The sequence below is a fragment of the Streptomyces mesophilus genome, assembly GCF_011044995.1.
GTDB lineage: Bacteria > Actinomycetota > Actinomycetes > Streptomycetales > Streptomycetaceae > Streptomyces > Streptomyces mesophilus.
In genome coordinates this window covers 1-19,665 of sequence record NZ_JAAKZW010000151.1, presented here as the reverse complement: position 1 = coordinate 19,665, position 19,665 = coordinate 1, and the positions used below count along the sequence as shown (strand labels likewise).

Genomic DNA, 19,665 nt, shown 5'->3' with positions numbered 1-19,665 from the left:
GGGTGGGGCCGGTGCAGGAGACGGGCGCTGGGAAGAAGGCGGCCGGCGGCCGTAGAGGCAAGCGGATGCCGCGGGCCGAGCGGGAGCGGCAGATGATGGACGCCGCCGTCGCCACCTTCGGCAGGCGCGGCTACCGGTCGGCCTCCATGGACGAGATCGCCGAACTCGCCGGTGTCTCCAAGCCGTTGGTCTATCTGTATCTGAACTCGAAGGAAGACCTGTTCAGCGCCTGCATCCGGCGCGAGGCCGCCGCCCTGGTCGAGGCGGTGCGCAGCGGCATCACGCCCGGCGAGCCCGCCGACCAGCAGCTGTGGGCCGGACTGCTCGCCTTCTTCACCCACACCGCCGAGAGCCCCGACGGCTGGGCGGTCCTGCACAGCCAGGCCCGCACCCACGGCGAACCCTTCGCGCGCGAAGTGGCCGTGATGCGCGAGGAGATCGTCGCCTTCGTGACGCTCCTGATCGCCGAGGCGGCCCGCGAGGCGCACAGCAATCCGACGCTCCCCGAGGGCGAGGTCGCCCCGCTCGCCGAGGCGCTGGTCGGCGCGGCCGAGGCGCTCGCCGTCTGGGCCAACGCGACCCCCGGCGTCACCGCACGCGAAGCCGCCACCACCCTGATGAACTTCGCCTGGTCGGGCCTGGCCAACCTCATGCACGGAAAGCCCTGGTCACCTCCCAAGTGACGAAAGCCCTGGTCACCTCCCAAGTGACGCGGGGCTCACCCGCGCTGGGACACCTGTCCCGACAGATGCAACCGCCCGTCCCCGCCCCGCAGTTCGAAGGCGCCGGCCTCCGCCCCGTACGCCACGGTGCTCGGCAGCAGTACGGGCGCCTTGAAGTCCACCCGTACATCCACCGGCCCCTCGAAGGGCTGCTCCGCCAGACATCGCGCCGCCGTCCACATCCCGTGGGCGATCTGCCGCGGGAAGCCGAAGGCCCTGGCCGTCAGCGGGTGCAGATGGATGGGGTTGCGGTCGCCGGAGACGGCCCCGTAGCGCCGGCCGAGTGAGGCCGGAAGGCGCCAAGTCGCCTGTACGGGAAGGGGTTTGTCCGCAGGGCGGTCCGGCGCCTGCCCGGGCTTCCCGTGCCGCGCCAGATACGTCGACCGCGACATCCACACCGTCCCGGCCCGGCCCGCACACCGCACCCGCGTCACCACGGTCGCCTCCGTGCCGCGCCGATGGGGCGCCAACTTCTCGGCGTGTACGAAGAGTTCGAGCCGGTCCTCGACCCGCAGCGGCGCCGCCTCCTGCCGGATCTCGATCGACGTGTGGACCAGACCGAGCAGCGGCAGCGGGAAGTCCCGCGCCGCCATCAGCTTCATCGCCAGCGGAAAGCCGAGCACATGCGGATACGTGACGGGCAGCCGCCCGTCCGCCGGGAACCCGCACAGCTCCGCGTACGCCGTGAGCCGCCCCGGATCCACCGCGGCCTCGGCGAGCTCGACCGAGCGCTCGGGCAGGTGCGCGTCGGGGCGGGGCCGCTTCAGGGGTGAGCGCACGGCGCCCGCGAACAGCACGGGGGCGAGGCGAGGGGGGTGCCCCAGGCGTACGACGGTCATCGGCGGGCTCCCGGGCTACGGATGGTTGATCGGGCTACGGATGGTTGATTCTCGAATGATCTTCGGATGCGCAAGCTACTCGACGGTCGGGGTCCAGGTCGATGCCCTGAACAGGGCCGATGCCCCGACATCGGCCGGCTGCGCCACCGGGTACCCGGCCACCTGCGCGATCAGGCCGAAATGCCCGGAAAGCGCCCCCCACCTATCGTGGCCCAAGGGGCACCCCCAGCGAAGGGCTGCCGATGCACATACGCGCGATCGCCTCAGTAGCCGCCCTGACCCTGCTCGGGAGCGGCGCCGTCCAGGCCCGGTCCGCCGACGAGGACCGGCAGCCGGATCTGCGCAGCTTCTACAGCCAGCAGATCAAGTGGGGCGCGTGCAAGGGGCTCGCGCATGCGCCGAAGGGCCTGGAGTGCGGCACGGTCAAGGTGCCGCTGGACTACGCCGACCCCGGCAAGGAGACCCTGAAGCTGGCGATGGCCCGTTTCAAGGCCTCGGCGAAGAAGCCGCGCGGCTCCGTGGTGCTCAACTTCGGCGGCCCCGGCGGCCCCGGTGTGCCCGCCCTCGCGGGCGGCGAGAAGGTCTTCGGCGAACTGACCAACGCGTACGACGTGGTGAGCTTCGATCCCCGCGGTGTGGGCCGCAGCGCGCCCGTGACCTGCGGTGACGGTTCGGATATGCCGGAGCTCGAGCCGCCGGGCGAGGGCGGGGACGAGGCGGTCCTCGCGCTGGACATGCTCAAGGCGCAGTACGAGGTGTGCCGCAAGCACTCCGGTCCTGTCCTCGCGCACATGGGGACCGTGGACGTCTCGCGCGACCTCGATGTGATCCGCGCGGCGCTCGGCGACAAGAAGCTCAACTACCTCGGCTTCTCCTACGGGACGCGGCTCGGCGCCGTGTACACCGCGCAGTTCCCGAAGAAGGTCGGCCGGATGGTGCTCGACGGCGTGGACACCCTGACCGAACCGCTCGCCGAACAGGCGCTTGTGGGCGCCAAGGGCCAGCAGACCGCCCTGGACAACTTCGTCACCTGGTGCGCCGGGAACACCGGCTGCGCGCTCGGACCCAATTCGCGCGAGGCCAAGGAGAACATCGTCAAGCTGGTGAAACAGCTCGACTCCGACCCGGTGCAGAGCGTGTTCGGCCAGTTCACCGGCGAGGATCTGGTCGCCGCCATGGGGCACGCGCTCTACCAGCGCGACCTGTGGCCGTACCTCTCCCAGGGCCTCCTCTCCCTGCTCACCGACGGCGATCCGCGGACCCTGCTGCGGATCTCCGGCGCCCTGGTGCTGCCGGCACCGGACGGGGTGCCGCCCGTGCAGCGGCGTGACATCGGCCCGTACGGGCGTGATATCGGCCCGTACGAGGAGGACGTCCCCTTCGACAACTCCACCGCCGCCCTGATCGCCGTCAACTGCGCCGACGATCCGGACCGGTTGACCGCGGCCGACCTCAAGGACGAGGAAAGCATCAAGCAGTTGGAGAGAGACTTCACCCGGGCCTCGCCGGTGTTCGGACCGGCCCGGCTCTACGAGGTGCTGCTGTGCGCCGGCCGCCCCAAGGGCACCGACTACATCCGCGAGATCGAGGACGTCGACAGCCCGAAGTTCCTGATGGTCGGCACCCGCGGTGACCCGGCCACCCCGTACCAGTGGACGACCGAGACCGCCCGCCGGCTCGGCGACTCGGCCGTGGTCCTCGACAACAAGGGCGAGGGGCACACCGGTTACGCCTCGTCGAAGTGCGTGAAGGGCAAGGTCAACGCCTTCCTGCTGTACGGCTCGCTGCCGAGCGACGGGTCGTCCTGCGGTCCGGAGCTGCACTGAAGCGGGGCCCGGCAACAATCCGGGCCCCGCTCCCCGCCGCGTCCGCCCCCGTCAGCAGTTGCCGGACGTCGGCTTCCCCGCGAACCGGTCCGCGAGCCAGTTCTGCACCCGCGTCACCTCGGTGATCACGCCGGACACATGCTCCCCGACCACGATCGTCCGCCAGTCCACGGCCGCCCCGCGCGCGCACCAGTCCTTGCGCAGCCCCGCCCCCAGCGAGTACGGGATGAGCTCATCGGCGAGCGCGTGGTACAGGTACACCGGGTGATCCGGCTTGTGCGTGCCGAGATCCGACTCGTTGAGCCGCTTCTGCCACTCGGGCGTCGCCAGCGGATCCCTGGTCGTCAGATCCGAGATCCGCTTGAAGGATCCGACCGTCGAGTCGATGGCCACGCAGTTGTTGCGGAAGAACCCGATCAGCGCCTTGCCCGCCGTATTGAGATACGAGTCGAGCTTCAGCTCCGGATACGCGGCGTCCTGGCCCGCGGCCGCCATGAAGAGCAGCCCCGACCCGTAGGACCCGTTGTGCACCGGCACCAGCTTCTCCAGATGCGCCGGTACGCCGCCGGTCGCCGTGCCCTTGACGTTCAGCTCGGGCGCGTACGAATCCTTCAACTCCGCGGCCCAGGACGAGGCTTGACCGCCCTGCGAGTAGCCGACGATCCCGATCGGGCTCTGTGCGGTGATCCCCGAGGACGCCGCGGCCGGAATGCGCTGGGCGGCGCGCGCCGCGTCCAGCATGGCGTGCCCGGCCGAGGGTCCTGCCGTGTACGTGTGCTCGCCCGGGGTGCCGAGTCCTTCGTAGTCGGTGACGACCACGGCCCAGCCGCGCCACAGGTACTGCTGGATCAGACTGGCCTCCATCGTGGTGCCCTTGGGGAAGCCCGCGCTGGGCGCGCAGGAGTCCCCGAGGCCGACGGTGCCCACGGCGTAGGTGATCAGGGGGCGTGGTCCGCTCTTGCCGTCCTTGGGGACGATCACGGTGCCGGTGACGGTGTTGGCCTGCCCGGTCGCCGAGGTCGACCGGTAACTGATCTTCCAGGCCTTGGTGTTGGTGGGTTGCAGCGGAAGCGGGTGGAACGACGAATCGGCGACGCTGAGGACGTCTCCGGGCTGCTCCGCGGCCTGGGGCGCCGCGGAGGCGGTGGCCGGCAGTACGGCCACGGCCAGGGCGGCGGTGCACAGTCCCGAGAGGAGCGATCTGGGGATACGCATGCGGCTCTCCCAACTGTCCTGTGGGGATGGGTCAGTTGAGGTGAAGGTAGTGACTGGCGAGTAAGTTACGGGCTGACCGGGCAGCTCAGCTTTGCTGACTCCGCGTCTCATGAGCGGTCGCGGCCGGTGCCATGTGAGCCGCCGTGGCCAGCCGGTACGCCCCCGGTGTCGTCCCCGTCCACCGCCGGAACGCCCGGTGGAAGGCCGTGTCCTCGGAGAACCCGAGCCGCGCCGCCAGCTCCGCGATCGGCTCGCTGCCCTCGGCGAGCCCCGCGATCGCCGCGTCCCTGCGCACGGTGTCCTTCAGTTCCTTGTACGAGGTGCTCTCCGCCGCGAGCCGCCGTCGCAGCGTCGCCGGACTCACCGCAAGCCGCGCCGCGATCTCGCCGAGCGCGGGCAGCCGCGGGGAGTCCCCGAGCGCCCGCACGAGCGCCCGCCGCACCTGCTCGGCGACCGTCGTCCCGTATTCGCGCCGGCTGAGCAGTTCGAACGGCGCCCGCCGCAGCATCTGCGCCAGCTCGCCCTCGTCGCGTACGAGGGGTGCGGCGAGGTACTGCGCGGCGAAGGCGGCGCCCGTACGCGGGGCCCCGAAGTGCACCGGGCAGCCGAAGAGTTGAGGGAACTCGTCCTTGTACGGGGGCGGGGGAGAGGTGAAGGAGGCCCAGCTCAGCGGGATGCGCCGGCCGATCAGCCAGCTGCAGAGCCGGTGCCAGATGATCACTACGCATTCGGCGAGGAAACGCTGTTCCTCGGACGCGAAGTCATTGCGTACGACGAGCACCGCCTCGTCGCCTTCCCGCGCGAGGGCCAGATCCGGACCGCCGGGAAAGAGCCCGTAGAACGTCACGCCGCGCTCGATCGCCGCACCCAGATCCCGGCTGCCGAGCGAGGCGTGGCACATCATCGCGAAGGTGCCGGGCCGGCTCGGCGCGGTGCTGAGCCCGAGGAACTCGTCGCCCGTCAGCTCGTACAACTCCCGGAAGAGCCGCACGAACTGCGCCGGTGTGACCCGCGCCCGCTCGTCACCGAGCAGCAGCGGAGGTATCTGCGCCCGTTGCAGCAGCGGAACGGTGTCGACGCCTCGGCGCTGGACGCCGCTCAGCAGCGCCCGCACCTGGTGCACGGTGATCGTCCGCCTCGCCATGGTCATGACGGTAGCGGGACTGAGCTCCAAGGTCAGTGGTGCTGACGTCCCCAGTCATCCCTTCTCGTCGCTCAGCGTCCCTAGCGTCATACGCACCGTGGATCCGGGAGGCGCCGTGCAGCAGTCCGAAGACCCCAACACCGCCGTGCAGCAGACCGAACACCCCAAGAACCTGGCCCTGTTGGCCGACTGGGCGGGCGAGCGCTACGGCGGGCGCCCGGCCCTGCGCTTCAAGGCGTCCGAGGGCCCGCGCTCCCTCACGTACACCCAACTGCGCACCACCGTCCGGCAGGTGGCCGCCGGTCTGATGGGGCTCGGGGTGTGCGCCGGTGACCGGGTGGCGATCCTCGCGGAGACCCGGCCGGAGTGGACATACGCGCATCTCGGTGCGTTCGCGGCGGGCGCCGTGGTGGTGCCGGTGTATCCGACGGCCGGGGACGAGGAGGTCGTCTGGGTCCTCACCGACTCCGGTTCCTCGGTGGTGATCTGCGAGAACGCCGCGCAGGCCGCCAAGATCGACCGGCTGCGCGAGCGGCTGCCCGGGGTGCGCGACGTGGTCCTGATGAGCGAGGCGGGCGAGAAGGACCTCGCCCTGCTCCGGCTGCCGGACCTCGCCACCGACGAGGCGCTCGACGCCCGCGCGGACGCCCGTACCGACGACGACGTGGCCACGATCATCTACACCTCGGGCACCACCGGCATGCCCAAGGGCTGCCTGCTCACCCACGGCAACTTCGCGGCGGTACGCGACGGAACGCTCGATCTGATCCCGGAGACCGAGGGCGACTCCACGTATCTCTATCTGCCGCTCGCGCACGCGATGGCGCAGCTGGTGCAGCTCAAGACGCTGCTCAAGGGTACGGAGCTGATCTACTTCGGCGGCCGGATCGAGGACATCGTCGGCGAACTGGCCGAGGCCCGGCCGACTCATCTGCCGTCCGTACCGCGCCTGTTCGAGAAGATCCACTCGGTGGTGCTCTCGCTCGCCGAGTCCCAGGAGGGCGGCGCGGAACGCTTCGAGGAGGCGCTCCGGGTCGGCGTCGAGGTCGCCGACCTGCGCGAACGCGGCGAGGAGCCGTCGCCCGAACTCCTCGCGGCCTGGCAGTCGGCGGACGAGAAGCTCTTCTCCCTCGTACGAGGAGCCTTCGGCGGCCGTCTCACGTGGGCGCTCACCGGAGCGGCCCCGATCGCCCCGGCCACCCTCAACTTCCTGCGCGCCTGCGGTATTTCGCTCTTCGAGGGATACGGGATGACCGAATCGGGGGGCGTCATCTCGCTCAACCACCCGGCCGCCTGTCGCTACGGCTCGGTGGGCCGCCCGATGCCCGGCTGCGAGGTGCGGATCGCCGAGGACGGCGAGGTCCTCACCCGCGGCCCGCATGTCTTCCCCGGCTACCACGCCGACCCGGCCGCGACCGCCGAGGCACTGGACGCCGACGGCTGGCTGCACACCGGCGACCTCGGCCGGCTCGATGAGGACGGCTATCTCTTCATCACCGGCCGCAAGAAGGACCTGATCATCACGTCGGGCGGCAAGAACCTGACCCCCTCGCTCACCGAATTCGCGCTCCAGGAATCGCGGTTCATCTCGCGCGCGGTGATGGTCGGCGACCACCGCCCGTACCCGGTCGCCCTGATCACCCTGGACGAGGAGGAGGTCAACGGCTGGGCGTCCCGCTCGGGGATCACGCTCACCTCGCTCGAGGACCCGCAGGTGCACGCCTTGATCGAGAAGGCCGTCGAAACCGCCAACGCCCAGCTCGCCCGCCCCGCCCGCATCCGCGCCTTCGCGCTCCTGGACGAGGACTTCGACGTCGAGGGCGGACTGCTCACACCGAGCATGAAGGTGCGCCGCAAGGCGGTCATCGAGCGGTACGCGACGCAGATCGACGAACTGTACGAGCAGAGCTAGCGGTTCGCGTCCGCGTACAGCCGGGCGGTCAGCTCGCCGAGCACGATGCTGTACGAGGTGTCGTCGGTCTCGCCGCCGCCCTCGTACCCGCCGAGCACCCCCACGAGCCGGCCGTCCCCGGTCACCCAGGGGCTGCCGCTGGTGCCGGTCGTGAAGTCGGGGCAGTCGACGCGCTGCTGGGTGCCGGACACTTCGACGGCCTCGACCGTGCAGGTCAGCGGGTGGTCGAGGTCGCTGGGATAGCCGGTCACGGTGACTTTTTCGCCGGTGCTGCCACCGGAATCGAGGGTGTTCGCCCCCGTGACGTCCTCGATCTGCCGGCCGCCCTGGGGCGCGAGCGTCGCGAAAGCGATATCCGCGTCCTCGTCCTCGTCGTCCAGCCAGGACGCGTCCTCGTGGATTTTCTCGAGGGTCCAGATCCCATAAGGAGCCTGGCCGTTGTGATATCCGGGCGCGAACACCTTTCCGTCCGCGTCACCGAGACAGTGCGCCGCGGTGGCGATGAGATTGCGGCCCTTGCTGTGCACGACCGAGGCGGTGCAGAAATGACCGCCGTCGAGATCATTGCTGAAGAGCGCGCCCACGTACGACGGGATTTCCGGATCGGGCTCCGGGGCGTCCCGCACATCCGAGAGCGCGACGATGGAGACGAGCGCGCCCGCGGAGGCGAGCGCCCGTAGTTTCCACACCCATCGCCGCCGGATGACGCACTCCTTGCTCGCGAGCTACTTGATGTTCTCGTCCACGAGCTTGGTGAACTGCTCGGGCGAAATGGACTCGATCCCCTTGCCCGAGTTTACCTGGATCTTTTTGCCGTCGATCAGGACCGTCGGCGTCCCGTTGATGTCCTGCTCGTAGAACTGCTGCGAGACCTTCTCGACCCACGGCATATACGTGAGTTCCTTCACGGCCTTGTTGAATGCGGGCGTCCGCAGTCCGTCGACCTTGTCCGCGAGTTCGAGCAATGTTGCGGTCGAGCCGAACTTGTCGTCCGACTCCTTCTCGGGGTGGTTCGCGTACAGGACATTCAGGTATTCCATGAATTTCCCGGGGCTCTCGTTCACCGCGGCACCCAGCGCGTTCAGCGCCCGCTTGGAACCCTTGCCGCCGAGCGACCCGTCGAGGAAGGTCGCGAAGTGGTATTCGATCCGGTACTCACCGTCATCGGCCTGCTGCTTCATCGTCTCGCCGAGCCCTGTTTCGGCGCCCGCGCAGTACGGGCAGCGCATATCGAGCCAGACGGTGAGCACATGCTCGTTGTCGGCCTTCCCGTACGGGACGACCACCCCGTCCCTGCCGGTGGTGTGGGCCGGCCGCACCAGCGGTCCCTCGGCCGCCTCGGCGTCCGCGGTCGGCTGGGTGACGTACCAGGCGACACCGCCGACGAGGGCGAGCGAGGAGACGATCGCGGCGGACACGAGCACGCGCCCGCGCACCTTCGCCTTGCGTGCCGCGGCCGCCCGCTCCGCCTGCAGCCGTTCCCGGGCCGCCCGCTGCCGGTCCTTCTTGCTGCCGCTGTTGCCGCTCATGCGTGTGCCGGTCCCTTTCGCGATGCAGTACGCGTTCACCGTAGGAAGGGAACCGGCCCGCGCGGCAGGGCAGTTCGGCCCGCAGAGGAGGGGCCTTTGACCAGGACGTACGCTGACGGCAGCAACGGTGGGGGCCGTGGCACACCAGGACATCCGGGGGATGGGCATGACTATCGGCGAGAGCGTGCCGCTCGGGAGCTTCGGCCCCAGGACGCGCTGGACCTGGCTGAGCATTCTGCGGCACGGGCTGCTCTTCGTGACGGGGATCGTGCTGTACGGCGTGATCTACGCGGCCGTGTCCGGGGAGCTGCCGATGGTGGCCGAGCTGCTGTTCGTGCTGGGGCTCGCCACCGTGTGGGTCGGCGTACCGTCGGCCGCCGTGCTCGCCCTGATCGCGGGCCGCCGCGCCGCCGTGCGGCCCCGGGTCTTCCGGGCCGTGACGGCCGCACTCCTGTTGCTCACGCTCGCGCCGGTCGCCGCCGCCTTCTGGGATGTGGAGCCCGCCGTGCCGCTCGCCTTCGCCGGCGGTCAGCTCGCCTATGCGCTGCTGCTCCTGCCCGTACCGAAGAAGTAGACGGGCAGGCACGGGAAAAGGCAGGAGCCCCACAGCCCCGCCGAGGCGGGGAGGGGGCTCCTTGGGTACTGCAATCCGTTGCCCGGCCAGGGCAGGCCGGGCGGGATCAAGCGAATGTCGCCCGAACTAGACCGGGGTGACGTTCTCCGCCTGCGGGCCCTTCGGGCCCTGCGTGACGTCGAAGTTCACGGCCTGGTTCTCCTCGAGGGAGCGGAAGCCGGACGCGTTGATCGCGGAGTAGTGGACGAAGACATCCGGGCCGCCGCCTTCCTGGGCGATGAAGCCGAAGCCCTTTTCAGCGTTGAACCACTTCACGGTTCCGGTAGCCATAAAGCCCTCCTATGGGCCAAAGGGTGTCCCTGCTCCCAGAACCCGCGAGTGTCACCACTACTGCAAAAGTCTGAAAACGACGAGAGCCCGCGGTTACATGCTCCGCAGGCTCTGTACTGCAAGGGAAACCAAACTGCAACTTGCGGCGAGCGTAGCACGCAGTCTGTGGGAAGCGATAGAGGGCAAGATCACGTCACTCGTATGTTTGACAGGCGCCTCGCACGCGTTGACGAAACTGTTACGTAGCGGATGAAAATGGACAAGCTCGACGGTCGGGGCCGACCCGGGCTCCGTGCCGGGCGGCGCCGGGGCTAGCCTCGCGATGTGGACAATTCTCCCCGCAGCCGGCCACGAGTCGGTCACATCCAGTTCCTGAACTGTCTGCCGCTGTACTGGGGCCTTGCCAGGACCGGCACCCTGCTCGACCTCGAGCTCACGAAGGACACCCCGGAGAAGCTCAGCGAGCAGCTCGTACGCGGCGATCTGGACATCGGTCCGATCACCTTGGTGGAGTTCCTGAAGAACGCCGACCAGCTGGTCGCCCTGCCCGATATCGCGGTGGGCTGCGACGGTCCTGTGATGTCCTGCGTGATCGTCTCGCAGCTGCCGCTCGACCGGCTCGACGGGGCGCGGGTGGCGCTCGGCTCCACCTCGCGCACCTCCGTACGCCTGGCGCAGCTGCTGCTCGCCGAGCACATCGGCGTACGGCCCGACTACTACACGTGCCCGCCCGACCTCGGCGTGATGATGCAGGAGGCCGACGCGGCCGTCCTGATCGGGGACGCGGCGCTGCGCGCGAACCTGCACGACGCACCGCGGCTCGGTCTGCAGGTGCACGACCTCGGCGCGATGTGGAAGGAGTGGACCGGGCTCCCCTTCGTCTTCGCGGTCTGGGCGGCCCGGCGCGACTACCTGGAGCGCGAGCCCCATGTCGTACGCCAGGTGCACGAGGCGTTCCTGGCCTCGCGCGACGTGTCCCTCGAAGAGGTCGCGAAGGTCGCCGAGCAGGCGGCGCGCTGGGAGTCCTTCGACGCCGGCGTCCTGGAGCGCTACTTCACGACCCTCGACTTCCGCTTCGGCCCCGACCAACTGGCGGGCGTCACCGAGTTCGCCCGCCGGGTCGGCCCGACGACGGGCTTCCCGGCGGACGTGAAGGTCGACCTGCTGGGCGGCTAGCCGGCCACAGGCCCCGGGACGTGCCGGCTGATCTTGTCCAGGGGGCCCTGGAAGAGGGCGGCGCCGTACTTGTAACCGTCGTGGCCGGCGTTCGGGATCATGTGCAGGTCGATGGCGATCGGGCCCTTGTTGTACATGGCCATGAAGCCCTTGATCCGCTCGAGGTCCTTCGCGGGCTCCTTGTCGCCCATCAGCATCGTGATGCGCACCTTGGTGGGGCCGCCCTTCTTGATCAGGTCGGCGGCCAGCTGCTCCGGGTTGTTGGCCTGCTTCTCCTTCTCGTGGCCCTTCCAGAGCGGCGAGTCGGGGAAGGTGTCGGGGCCGCCGGCGATCGCGAAGCTGAACTTGTCCGGGTGCTGCAGGGCCATCTTGATGCCGATGTAGCCGCCCGAGGACGAGCCGAAGAAGCCCCAGCCCTCGGGGGACTTGTACGTACGGAAGTTCTCCTTGACGAGGTTCGGCACGTCCTCGGACATCCAGGTGCCCATCTTCGGCTGGCCCGGGATGTCGGCGCCGTCGTAGTAGTTGTCCCGGTTCGGGTTCTGGACGGGCATCACGATGATGTACGGCTTGCTCTTCCCCTGGGCCGCGGCCTGCGCGACCTTCTCCTGGAGTGAGAAGTCCTTGCCCCACCAGTAGTTGTTCGGGAAGCCGTACGCGCCGGGCAGCGCGATGAGGACCGGGAAGGCGCTGTTGGCGTACTTCGGGTCCTTGTACTCCTTGGGCGCCCACACCCAGACCTTGCCGTCGAAGCCCGACTTCGCGCCGTGCAGGGTCGTGACGCCGATCGTCGTGCCGTCGGCGAGCGTGCGCTGGGTCTCCCAGTCGCGCGGGTTCGTCGGCAGCTGTACGTCGGAGGCCGGGTTGGCCTTGGCCTGCTGCGTCGACTGTGCCTGTCGCGTATCGCCGAATCTGACCTCGTCCTTCCCGCTGCCCGGGCGCAGGACGGCGACGAGGGCGGCGGCGATGGCGAGGGTGGTGATCACCGCCGTGATGTACGGACGCTTCAGGCGCTTCATGGTCTTCTCCGGCAGGGCAAGGGCGGGGGGCAGGGGGCGTTGATTTTCCGGACAGAAAGAGGCAAATGGGATACATCGGGTTGCCTGCGACGGAAGGTGATCCGGGCCACTGCACCCACACCCTTCGGGCCTACGCTGCTGGGTAGCGCATCGCGGCGGGGAAGGGTGGTGCGTGGAAGGTCAGTGACATCCGGGGGAGGCCGACATCATGCAGCCGCTCGAAGCGGGCGAACCCGCCACCATCGGCCCGTACCGGCTGCTCGGACGTCTGGGCGCGGGCGGGATGGGGCGCGTCTATCTGGGCCGCAGCGCCGGCGGGCGGACCGTGGCCGTCAAGGTCGTGCATCCGCACTTCGCCCTGGACGAGGAGTTCCGCGCCCGCTTCCGGCGCGAGGTCGACGCCGCCCGCAGGGTCGGCGCCGCCTGGACCGCCCCCGTGCTCGACGCGGACGCGGAGGCCTCCGTGCCGTGGGTCGCGACCGGCTATGTCGCCGGGCCCTCGCTGTCGGACGCGGTCGGCGAGCGGGGAGCGCTGCGGTCGCTGCCGGACCATTCCGTACGGGTGCTCGGCGCCGGACTCGGCGAGGCACTCGCGGCCGTGCACGCGCTCGGCCTGGTCCACCGGGACGTCAAGCCGTCCAATGTGCTGCTCGCGCTCGACGGCCCGCGCCTGATCGACTTCGGCATCGCCCGCGCCACAGACGGCACGGCCTCGCTCACCTCCACCGGTGTCTCGATCGGGTCGCCCGGCTATATGGCACCCGAGCAGATCCTCGGCAAGGGCGTCACCGGCGCATCGGACGTCTTCTCGCTCGGCGCGGTCCTCGCGTACGCGGCGACCGGCAGCGCACCCTTCACCGGTGACTCCTCGGCGGCGCTCCTCTACCAGGTCGTGCACACCGAGCCCGAAGTCGCCCTGCCCGGCGGCGACCTGCGCGAGGTGATCCTCGACTGTCTGGCCAAGGAGCCCTCGGCCCGCCCGGCCCCGGCGGAGGTCGCCCGGCGGCTCGCCCCCGCGGGCGCGGCCGATCTCGCGGCGGCGGGCTGGCTCCCGGGGCCCCTGGTGGAACAGGTCAGCCGAAGCGCCGTACGTCTGCTCGACCTGGAGCCCTCGTCGGATGCCTCGGGCCCGGTGGCGTTCAGCAAGCCCGGCGTTTTCGGGCCGCCGGACCCTACGTATGCAGCGCCGGTCGTGCCGCCGGCCCAGGCTCCCGAGGACCGGCAGTCCGCGCCGGCCGACGCCGCACCGCCGCCCGGCAAGGTCTCCGTCTCGATGACGGCGGCGAGTACGCAGGGGGACAACGGGCGCGGGCGCAAGGTCAGTTGCACCCTGGCCCTTGCGGTCGCGAGCGCGGTCGCGGCGGTCACTCTGGGCGGGGTGTTCGTCTTCAACATGCTGCCGGACAACGGCAAGGACACCGGGGCAGGCGGCGGCACCGACAACGAGAGCAGCCCGCCGGCGGCCTCGCAGTCGGCCGAGCCCGGTGACAACGGCGGCGGCTCCAGCGACCCCGGGCCGGGGCTCGACGAGATCCCCGAGCGCTATGTGGGCGCCTGGCAGGGCAAGGCGCAGATACTCGAGGGCCTGCCGGCGGGAACGGTCAAGGTGACCGTGAAACAGGTGAAACCGGGTGCGGAGCTGGGCAGCGCGAGCATGACGGACGAGCTCGGCCTCAGCACCTGCACCGACATCCTGATCCTGAAGTCCGTCACGGACAAAGAGCTGATCGCGACGGGCAAGGCGAAGAACAAGAACGACTCGCGCTGCACGCAGAACGACCACACGGTGCGTCTGACACCGGTCGGCGACGACCTCCAGTACTCCTCGGAGAATCCCGAGGGAGGGAACGCGCAGGCCCGGCTTTCGAAGACCGGCTAGCCGGGGCCCGGCCCCCGGAAAGGTCCGGACCCCCCTGGCGTACGCTGGATCGGTCCGCTCTCCACGTCCGAAAGGGACCAGCCGGTGACCGAGAAGGCCGCACTCCAGTCGATTCTCGACCGCGCCGCCGAGGGCGGTCGGATCACGCCGGAAGAGGCCCTCGACCTCTACCGGCACGCGCCGCTGCACGCGCTCGGCGCGGCCGCCGACGCCGTACGCCGCCGCCGCTACGCCGGTACGGAGCACATCGCGACGTACATCATCGAGCGGAACATCAACTACACCAACGTCTGCGTCACGGCCTGCAAGTTCTGCGCCTTCTACGCGCCGCCGAAGGACACGGACAAGGGCTGGACCCGCGATCTCGACGACATCCTGCGCCGCTGCGCGGAGACCGTGGAGCTCGGCGGTACGCAGATCATGTTCCAGGGCGGGCACCACCCGGACTTCGGCGTCGAGTACTACGAAGAGCACTTCTCGGCGATCAAGAAGGCCTATCCGCAGCTGGTCATCCACTCCCTCGGGGCGTCCGAGGTCGAGCACATGGCCCGTATCTCCGGGGTCTCCGCCGAAGAAGCCATCCGCCGGATCCACGCGGCCGGCCTCGACTCCTTCGCGGGCGCCGGCGCCGAGCTGCTTCCCGAGCGGCCGCGCAAGGCGATCGCCCCGCTCAAGGAGTCGGGCGAGCGCTGGCTCGAGATCATGGAGATCGCCCACAACCTGGGCGTCGAGTCCACCTCGACCATGCTCATGGGCACCGGTGAGACCAACGCCGAGCGCATCGAGCACCTGCGCATGATCCGTGACGTACAGGACCGTACGGGCGGCTTCCGCGCCTTCATCCCGTACACGTACCAGCCGCAGAACAACAAGCTGAAGGGCCAGACGCAGGCCACGCTCTTCGAGTACCTGCGGATGATCGCGATCGCCCGGCTCTTCCTCGACAACGTCGCGCACATCCAGGGCTCCTGGCTCACCACCGGCAAGGAGGTCGGCCAGCTCACGCTGCACTACGGGGCGGACGACCTCGGCTCGGTGATGCTGGAGGAGAACGTGGTCTCGTCGGCGGGCGCCAAGCACCGCTCGAACCTGCACGAGATCATCGAGATGATCCGCACCGCCGACCGCGTCCCGGCCCAGCGCGCCACCACGTACGAGCACCTGGTCGTGCACGACGACCCGGCGAACGACCCGGTCGACCACCGCGTGGCCTCGCACATCTCGTCCACGGCGATCGAGGGCGGCACGGCTCATCCCGAGCTCAAGCTGCTCCCGGCCAACTGAGCGCGCTTTGCTGACCCTTCACGCCACGGACGACGGCTCGGCCCTCGTCGACGGCGACACGATCACGGCCCTCGGGCCGTTCGAGGACCTGGCCGCCGCCCACCCGTCCGCGCGGGTGCGGCGCTGGCCCGGCATCCTCACGCCCGGACTGCTCAATCCGTACGGTCCGGAGATCCTCGAGTCCACGTACCACCCGGATCCGCGCGAAGCCGGTACGTACGGCACGACGCCGATCGGTGGCGCGCGCGCCCGGGAGATCTTCCTCGCCGAGCCCGCCCGTCTCGGCCCGAGCGCCCGTCGCGGCGTCCAACGGCTGCTCGCGCACGGCACGGTGGCGATCGGGGGCGAGCTGAAGTCCAAGGCCGCGCTCGACGCGGCACGCGGAGCGGGCCTGGCCTTCGGCGGCCGCCCGCCGAAGCTCCCCGGCCCGGTCTCCCTGTCTCCGAGGCCGCTGGTCCTGCTGCCCAAGCTCGCGGTGGGCGGCCCGGCCCGCTTCGCGGTCTTCGACGTCCCGTCCCGCGAGGAGCTGGTGCAACGGGGTTCGTCGACCTGCGTGGCGACGGTGCTCGGCGGGCGGCTGGTGTACCGGGGGCGGTGACTCGGCCTGTCCGGCATTCTCAGCCCCTGCGGCGATTGAGTAGATCCGAACGAAGTTCGGACGGGGGCCCGGGGCGGAGCCCCGATGGGGAACAGGACCCCCCACCTGAGAGGATGCAGAAGTGACCCGCGCATCCCTGGACAAGCAGCCGCACGAAGTCGCCTCGATGTTCGACGACGTCGCGGAGAAGTACGACCTCACCAACGACGTGCTCTCCCTCGGTCAGGACCGGGTGTGGCGCAAGGCCGTCGCGCAGGCGGTGGACGCGCGGCCCGCGCAGAAGGTGCTCGATCTCGCGGCCGGTACCGCGACGTCGAGCCTGCCCTTCGCCCAGACCGGCGCGTACGTCGTGCCCTGCGACTTCTCGCTCGGCATGCTCCGCGTCGGCAAGCGCAACCACCCGCATCTGCCGCTGACCGCGGGCGACGCCACGAAGCTGCCGTTCAAGGACGACGTGTTCGACGCCGTCACCATCTCCTTCGGCCTGCGCAATGTCCAGGACACCGACCAGGCGCTTCGCGAGCTCTACCGCGTGACCAAGCCCGGCGGCCGGGTCGTCATCTGCGAGTTCAGCCACCCCACTTGGGCGCCGTTCCGCACCGTCTACACCGAGTACCTGATGCGCGCGCTGCCGCCGGTCGCGCGGGCCGTGTCGTCCAACCCGGACGCGTACGTCTATCTCGCCGAGTCCATCCGCGACTGGCCCGACCAGCCCGCGCTGGCCGCGAAGCTCCAGGGCGCCGGCTGGTCGAAGGTGGCCTGGCGCAATCTGTCCGGCGGCATCGTGGCGCTGCACCGGGGCTTCAAGGCCTGAGCGCGGCAAGGACCGGGAGGACCGAGCCATGCCGTTCGCACACGACGCGCCGAAGGCCGGGACGTATCTGCCCGTACTGGAGGAAATCGCCGCCGAGATCTCCGCCATGCCCGGCCGCGGCCGCTCCGCCGACTACATCCCCGCGCTCGCCTGCGTGGACCCGGACCGCTTCGGTATGGCGGTGGCGGATCTCGACGGCGGGGTGTGCGGGGTGGGGGAGTGGCGGACACCGTTCTCCACCCAGTCGATCACCAAGGTCTTCGCGCTCGCGCTCGTCCTCGCGCACGAGAGCGGCGCGCTCTGGGAGCACGTGGGCCGCGAGCCCTCCGGCAACCCGTTCAACTCCCTTGTGCAGCTGGAGTACGAGAACGGCGTACCGCGCAACCCGTTCATCAACGCGGGCGCGCTGGTCGTCACCGACCGGCTCCAGACCCTCACCGGCGACGCGAGCGCCGACCTGCTGGACTTTCTGCGGGCCGAGAGCGGGAACGCGGAGATCGGCTTCGATCTCGAAGTCGCCGCCTCGGAGGCCGCACACGGCGACCGCAATGCCGCGCTCGCGCACTTCATCGCCTCGTACGGTCACATCCGCCAGCCGGTTCCGCCGCTGCTCGACCACTACTTCCGCCAGTGCTCGATCGAGATGAACTGTGCCGATCTCGCCCTGGCCGGGGGCTTCCTGGCCCGCCACGGCGTGCGCGCGGACGGCTCGCGGCTGCTCAGCCGCAGCGAGGCCAAGCAGGTCAACGCGGTGATGATGACCTGCGGGACCTATGACGCGGCGGGCGAGTTCGCCTACCGGGTCGGGCTGCCCGGCAAGAGCGGTGTCGGCGGCGGCATCGTCGCGGTCGTGCCCGGGCGGTGCACGGTGTGCGTCTGGAGCCCGGGCCTGGACGAGCGCGGGAACTCGGTGGCGGGGGTCGCGGCGCTCGACCGTTTCACCACGCTCACGGGGCTCTCGGTCTTCTGATGCACAAGAGGTCTTCGGCAAAGGGGAGTTGACGGGAACCGCCGTAGGGGCACGCTGAGTCCGTACGGATGCGGAACACCGCTCCCGTCCCCGGATCTGACGCCAGGAGCCCGGCTTGTCCCCTCAGTGGCCACAGTGGCCTTGCCCCGCCTGCGGCACCCCCTTCACGGAGGAGGCCCGCTTCTGCATGAAGTGCGGGCGGGCGAGAGGAGAACTCCCGGCGCCTCCCGCCGACTCGGCCCCCGGCACCCCGCCGCCACCGCCGAACGCCCCCGCACCGAGCGTCCCCGCGCCGCACGCCCCGCCCCCGCCCACCGCTCTGCCCGGCGCCCCGGCCGGTCCTATGGGGCCGCCCCCGCCCGCGTACGTTCCCGCGCCCGCGGGTCCCTCGCCCGTCGGTGCCTTCCTCGGGCGTGCCTTCCGCGGCGGCTGGGCCGCGTCCGCGCAGGCCGCGCTCTGGCCCGTCGGGATGCTCCTCATCGCCTCCGCCGCGATCGCGATTCCTTCGTACGGGCAGGAGGACGAGGTCGTCGTCTCCTTCACCGACCGCCTCCGGCTGGTCCTGGCCCTGCTGCTGCAGGGGCTCGGCGGCGGATTCGAGGTGAGCGGGCCGGCCGAGGACTCCAACCCCTTTGAATCCGGCGGTGATCCGGGCCTCTTCGACGGCAGCGGAGGGGACTCCGGTACCGCCTCGCTCTCGATGGTCCCGGGGACCCTCACGGCCCTGTGGATCGTGGCCCTCCTCATCGGCGTCCGCATGCTGCGCTCCCGCCAGGCCCTCGTGCCGCGGACCTCCCGTACCGCCGGACTCGAAGCCGCCCTGCGGATCGCGCTCCTCACGTGCGCTGCGGTCCTGGTGCTCGCGCTGTTCGCGGCGCCCACCATCGACGGCGTCGAGGTGTCCTCGGCCCCGTTGCTCTCCGCGCTCGGTGCCCTCGTCCTCTCGCTCGCGACGGCCGCCGCGCTGCTGCACCGGGACGATCTGGCGGAATGGCTCGCCATGCGCCCGGGTGTGCACGCCTTCGTACGGGCCGGGGCAACTGCCCTGCGCGCCCTGGCCGTCGTCCTGGCGCTCGGCGCTCTCGTCGCGTATCTCTGTCTCGCCGCCCAGGAGGACATGGAGAAGGAGGGCCTGCTCGTCCTGCTCGCGTTCCTGCCCAATCTGGGCGCCGCGGCGGTCGGCCTCGGCTGGGGCGGAGCGCTGGAGTTCAGCGCGCGCGGCAGCAGCGGCTTCTCGGGCGGTACGGAGTCCGAGACCGTCGATCTGTCCGAGCTCGCCGATCTGACCAACGACTGGGCGCTGGTCGGCGGGCTCGCGCTCGGCGCGGTGTGCGCGCTGACGGTCGGTGTGCTCGCCGCGCGCCGCCACGCCGGGCGGGGCGAACAGGCCCTGGTGGCAGGGCTGTTCTTCGGGGCCCTGCTGGTCGTGGGCGCCGTGTCCGGTCTTGCCGTCGAGGGAACGTCCGGCCAGATCGCGGAGCTCAGCGGCGAGGGCAGCTTCGAGGCCGGCCTGAGCATCCCCGAGATGCTCCTCTTCGGGCTGCTGTGGCTGTCGGCGGCCACGTTCCTCGGGCCGTACGTGCTGCGGATGACCGGCAACAGCAGCGTGCCGCCCGCGCCTTACGCCCCGCCGACGCCGCTGTACGCACCGCCGGCCGCCGGGGCGCCCGCCGCTCACCCGGTGTACGAACTGGGGATGCTGGGAAGCCCGGCCGCCGACCAGGACGTACCCGACGCCGCGCGGCCGCCGGGACAGGACGCTCAGGCCGGTCAGGACGGACAGGCGTCCAACCCGCAAGGTGCGCCCCCGCCGGGCCCGTACACCCCCTTCGCC

Annotated in this window: 18 protein-coding genes; 11 read left to right on the top strand and 7 right to left on the bottom strand. The window is 70.5% G+C overall.

The window, feature by feature from the left end:
• The first annotated feature begins 65 nt into the window (after nucleotides 1-65).
• Nucleotides 66-683: a TetR/AcrR family transcriptional regulator gene (locus tag G6045_RS27960; RefSeq protein ID WP_165334897.1), complete on the top strand. Its 618-nt coding sequence runs from the start codon at nucleotides 66-68 to the stop codon at nucleotides 681-683.
• 35 nt (nucleotides 684-718) lie between these two features.
• Here the strand turns inward: G6045_RS27960 and G6045_RS27955 are convergent, their stop codons facing one another.
• The gene (locus tag G6045_RS27955) at nucleotides 719-1,561 is read right to left on the bottom strand and encodes a MaoC family dehydratase (RefSeq protein ID WP_165334896.1); all 843 of its coding nucleotides are present in this window, start codon (nucleotides 1,559-1,561) and stop codon (nucleotides 719-721) included.
• Between the two features lie 242 nt (nucleotides 1,562-1,803).
• Here G6045_RS27955 and G6045_RS27950 point away from each other — a divergent pair, with 242 nt between their 5' ends.
• On the top strand, nucleotides 1,804-3,387 hold the full coding sequence (locus tag G6045_RS27950; RefSeq protein ID WP_165334895.1) for an alpha/beta hydrolase: 1,584 nt from the start codon (nucleotides 1,804-1,806) through the stop codon (nucleotides 3,385-3,387).
• A gap of 51 nt (nucleotides 3,388-3,438) precedes the next feature.
• On the opposite strand, the gene G6045_RS27945 is transcribed toward G6045_RS27950, so the two are convergent.
• Both G6045_RS27945 and G6045_RS27940 read right to left on the bottom strand, forming a co-directional pair.
• Nucleotides 3,439-4,602, bottom strand: a complete 1,164-nt coding sequence (locus G6045_RS27945; protein WP_165334894.1) for a lipase family protein — start codon at nucleotides 4,600-4,602, stop codon at nucleotides 3,439-3,441.
• Nucleotides 4,603-4,687: 85 nt separating this feature from the next.
• Entirely contained in the window at nucleotides 4,688-5,746 is a 1,059-nt protein-coding gene (locus G6045_RS27940) for an AraC family transcriptional regulator (protein WP_165334893.1), read from the bottom strand.
• A 115-nt stretch (nucleotides 5,747-5,861) separates the two neighbouring features.
• Between G6045_RS27940 and G6045_RS27935 the strand changes: the two genes are divergently transcribed.
• Nucleotides 5,862-7,658, top strand: a complete 1,797-nt coding sequence (locus tag G6045_RS27935; RefSeq protein WP_328707927.1) for an AMP-dependent synthetase/ligase — start codon at nucleotides 5,862-5,864, stop codon at nucleotides 7,656-7,658.
• On the opposite strand, the gene G6045_RS27930 is transcribed toward G6045_RS27935, so the two are convergent.
• Nucleotides 7,655-8,347, bottom strand: coding sequence for a trypsin-like serine peptidase (locus G6045_RS27930; RefSeq protein ID WP_165334892.1), 693 nt, complete (start codon nucleotides 8,345-8,347; stop codon nucleotides 7,655-7,657). The genes G6045_RS27935 and G6045_RS27930 overlap by 4 nt on opposite strands.
• A 36-nt stretch (nucleotides 8,348-8,383) precedes the next feature.
• Nucleotides 8,384-9,187 (bottom strand): thioredoxin domain-containing protein, encoded by an 804-nt coding sequence (locus G6045_RS27925; protein WP_165334891.1) that lies wholly within the window; start codon nucleotides 9,185-9,187, stop codon nucleotides 8,384-8,386.
• A 136-nt stretch (nucleotides 9,188-9,323) separates the two neighbouring features.
• Between G6045_RS27925 and G6045_RS27920 the strand changes: the two genes are divergently transcribed.
• Nucleotides 9,324-9,761, top strand: coding sequence for a hypothetical protein (locus tag G6045_RS27920; RefSeq protein WP_165334890.1), 438 nt, complete (start codon nucleotides 9,324-9,326; stop codon nucleotides 9,759-9,761).
• 126 nt (nucleotides 9,762-9,887) lie between these two features.
• Here the strand turns inward: G6045_RS27920 and G6045_RS27915 are convergent, their stop codons facing one another.
• Nucleotides 9,888-10,091, bottom strand: a complete 204-nt coding sequence (locus G6045_RS27915; RefSeq protein WP_100836743.1) for a cold-shock protein — start codon at nucleotides 10,089-10,091, stop codon at nucleotides 9,888-9,890.
• 324 nt (nucleotides 10,092-10,415) lie between these two features.
• Here G6045_RS27915 and G6045_RS27910 point away from each other — a divergent pair, with 324 nt between their 5' ends.
• Nucleotides 10,416-11,267: a menaquinone biosynthetic enzyme MqnA/MqnD family protein gene (locus G6045_RS27910; RefSeq protein WP_165334889.1), complete on the top strand. Its 852-nt coding sequence runs from the start codon at nucleotides 10,416-10,418 to the stop codon at nucleotides 11,265-11,267.
• Here G6045_RS27910 and G6045_RS27905 read toward each other — a convergent pair.
• Nucleotides 11,264-12,286, bottom strand: coding sequence for an alpha/beta hydrolase (locus tag G6045_RS27905; protein WP_165334888.1), 1,023 nt, complete (start codon nucleotides 12,284-12,286; stop codon nucleotides 11,264-11,266). The genes G6045_RS27910 and G6045_RS27905 overlap by 4 nt on opposite strands.
• Before the next feature lie 208 nt (nucleotides 12,287-12,494).
• Here G6045_RS27905 and G6045_RS27900 point away from each other — a divergent pair, with 208 nt between their 5' ends.
• From G6045_RS27900 to G6045_RS27875, 6 genes are all read left to right on the top strand, one after another.
• Nucleotides 12,495-14,165: a serine/threonine-protein kinase gene (locus tag G6045_RS27900; RefSeq protein WP_165334887.1), complete on the top strand. Its 1,671-nt coding sequence runs from the start codon at nucleotides 12,495-12,497 to the stop codon at nucleotides 14,163-14,165.
• Between the two features lie 84 nt (nucleotides 14,166-14,249).
• Nucleotides 14,250-15,449: a cyclic dehypoxanthinyl futalosine synthase gene (gene mqnC, locus G6045_RS27895; protein ID WP_165334886.1), complete on the top strand. Its 1,200-nt coding sequence runs from the start codon at nucleotides 14,250-14,252 to the stop codon at nucleotides 15,447-15,449.
• A 7-nt stretch (nucleotides 15,450-15,456) separates the two neighbouring features.
• Complete coding sequence (locus tag G6045_RS27890) at nucleotides 15,457-16,047, top strand: imidazolonepropionase-like domain-containing protein (RefSeq protein WP_165334885.1); 591 nt, start codon at nucleotides 15,457-15,459, stop codon at nucleotides 16,045-16,047.
• Between the two features lie 121 nt (nucleotides 16,048-16,168).
• Nucleotides 16,169-16,861, top strand: coding sequence for a demethylmenaquinone methyltransferase (locus G6045_RS27885; RefSeq protein WP_165334884.1), 693 nt, complete (start codon nucleotides 16,169-16,171; stop codon nucleotides 16,859-16,861).
• Nucleotides 16,862-16,889: 28 nt separating this feature from the next.
• Nucleotides 16,890-17,831, top strand: coding sequence for a glutaminase (locus G6045_RS27880; RefSeq protein ID WP_165334883.1), 942 nt, complete (start codon nucleotides 16,890-16,892; stop codon nucleotides 17,829-17,831).
• A 343-nt stretch (nucleotides 17,832-18,174) separates the two neighbouring features.
• Nucleotides 18,175-19,665 (top strand): zinc ribbon domain-containing protein (locus tag G6045_RS27875; protein ID WP_165334882.1); only part of this gene is annotated, 1,491 nt, incomplete at its 3' end.

Coding starts and splice junctions, on each gene's coding strand:
- G6045_RS27960 (WP_165334897.1), top strand. CDS start 66: ATGCCGCGGGCCGAGCGGGAGCGGCAGATGATGGACGCCGCCGTCGCC.
- G6045_RS27955 (WP_165334896.1), bottom strand. CDS start 1,561: ATGACCGTCGTACGCCTGGGGCACCCCCCTCGCCTCGCCCCCGTGCTG.
- G6045_RS27950 (WP_165334895.1), top strand. CDS start 1,804: ATGCACATACGCGCGATCGCCTCAGTAGCCGCCCTGACCCTGCTCGGG.
- G6045_RS27945 (WP_165334894.1), bottom strand. CDS start 4,602: ATGCGTATCCCCAGATCGCTCCTCTCGGGACTGTGCACCGCCGCCCTG.
- G6045_RS27940 (WP_165334893.1), bottom strand. CDS start 5,746: ATGGCGAGGCGGACGATCACCGTGCACCAGGTGCGGGCGCTGCTGAGC.
- G6045_RS27925 (WP_165334891.1), bottom strand. CDS start 9,187: ATGAGCGGCAACAGCGGCAGCAAGAAGGACCGGCAGCGGGCGGCCCGG.
- G6045_RS27915 (WP_100836743.1), bottom strand. CDS start 10,091: ATGGCTACCGGAACCGTGAAGTGGTTCAACGCTGAAAAGGGCTTCGGC.
- G6045_RS27905 (WP_165334888.1), bottom strand. CDS start 12,286: ATGAAGCGCCTGAAGCGTCCGTACATCACGGCGGTGATCACCACCCTC.
- G6045_RS27900 (WP_165334887.1), top strand. CDS start 12,495: ATGCAGCCGCTCGAAGCGGGCGAACCCGCCACCATCGGCCCGTACCGG.
- G6045_RS27880 (WP_165334883.1), top strand. CDS start 16,890: ATGCCGTTCGCACACGACGCGCCGAAGGCCGGGACGTATCTGCCCGTA.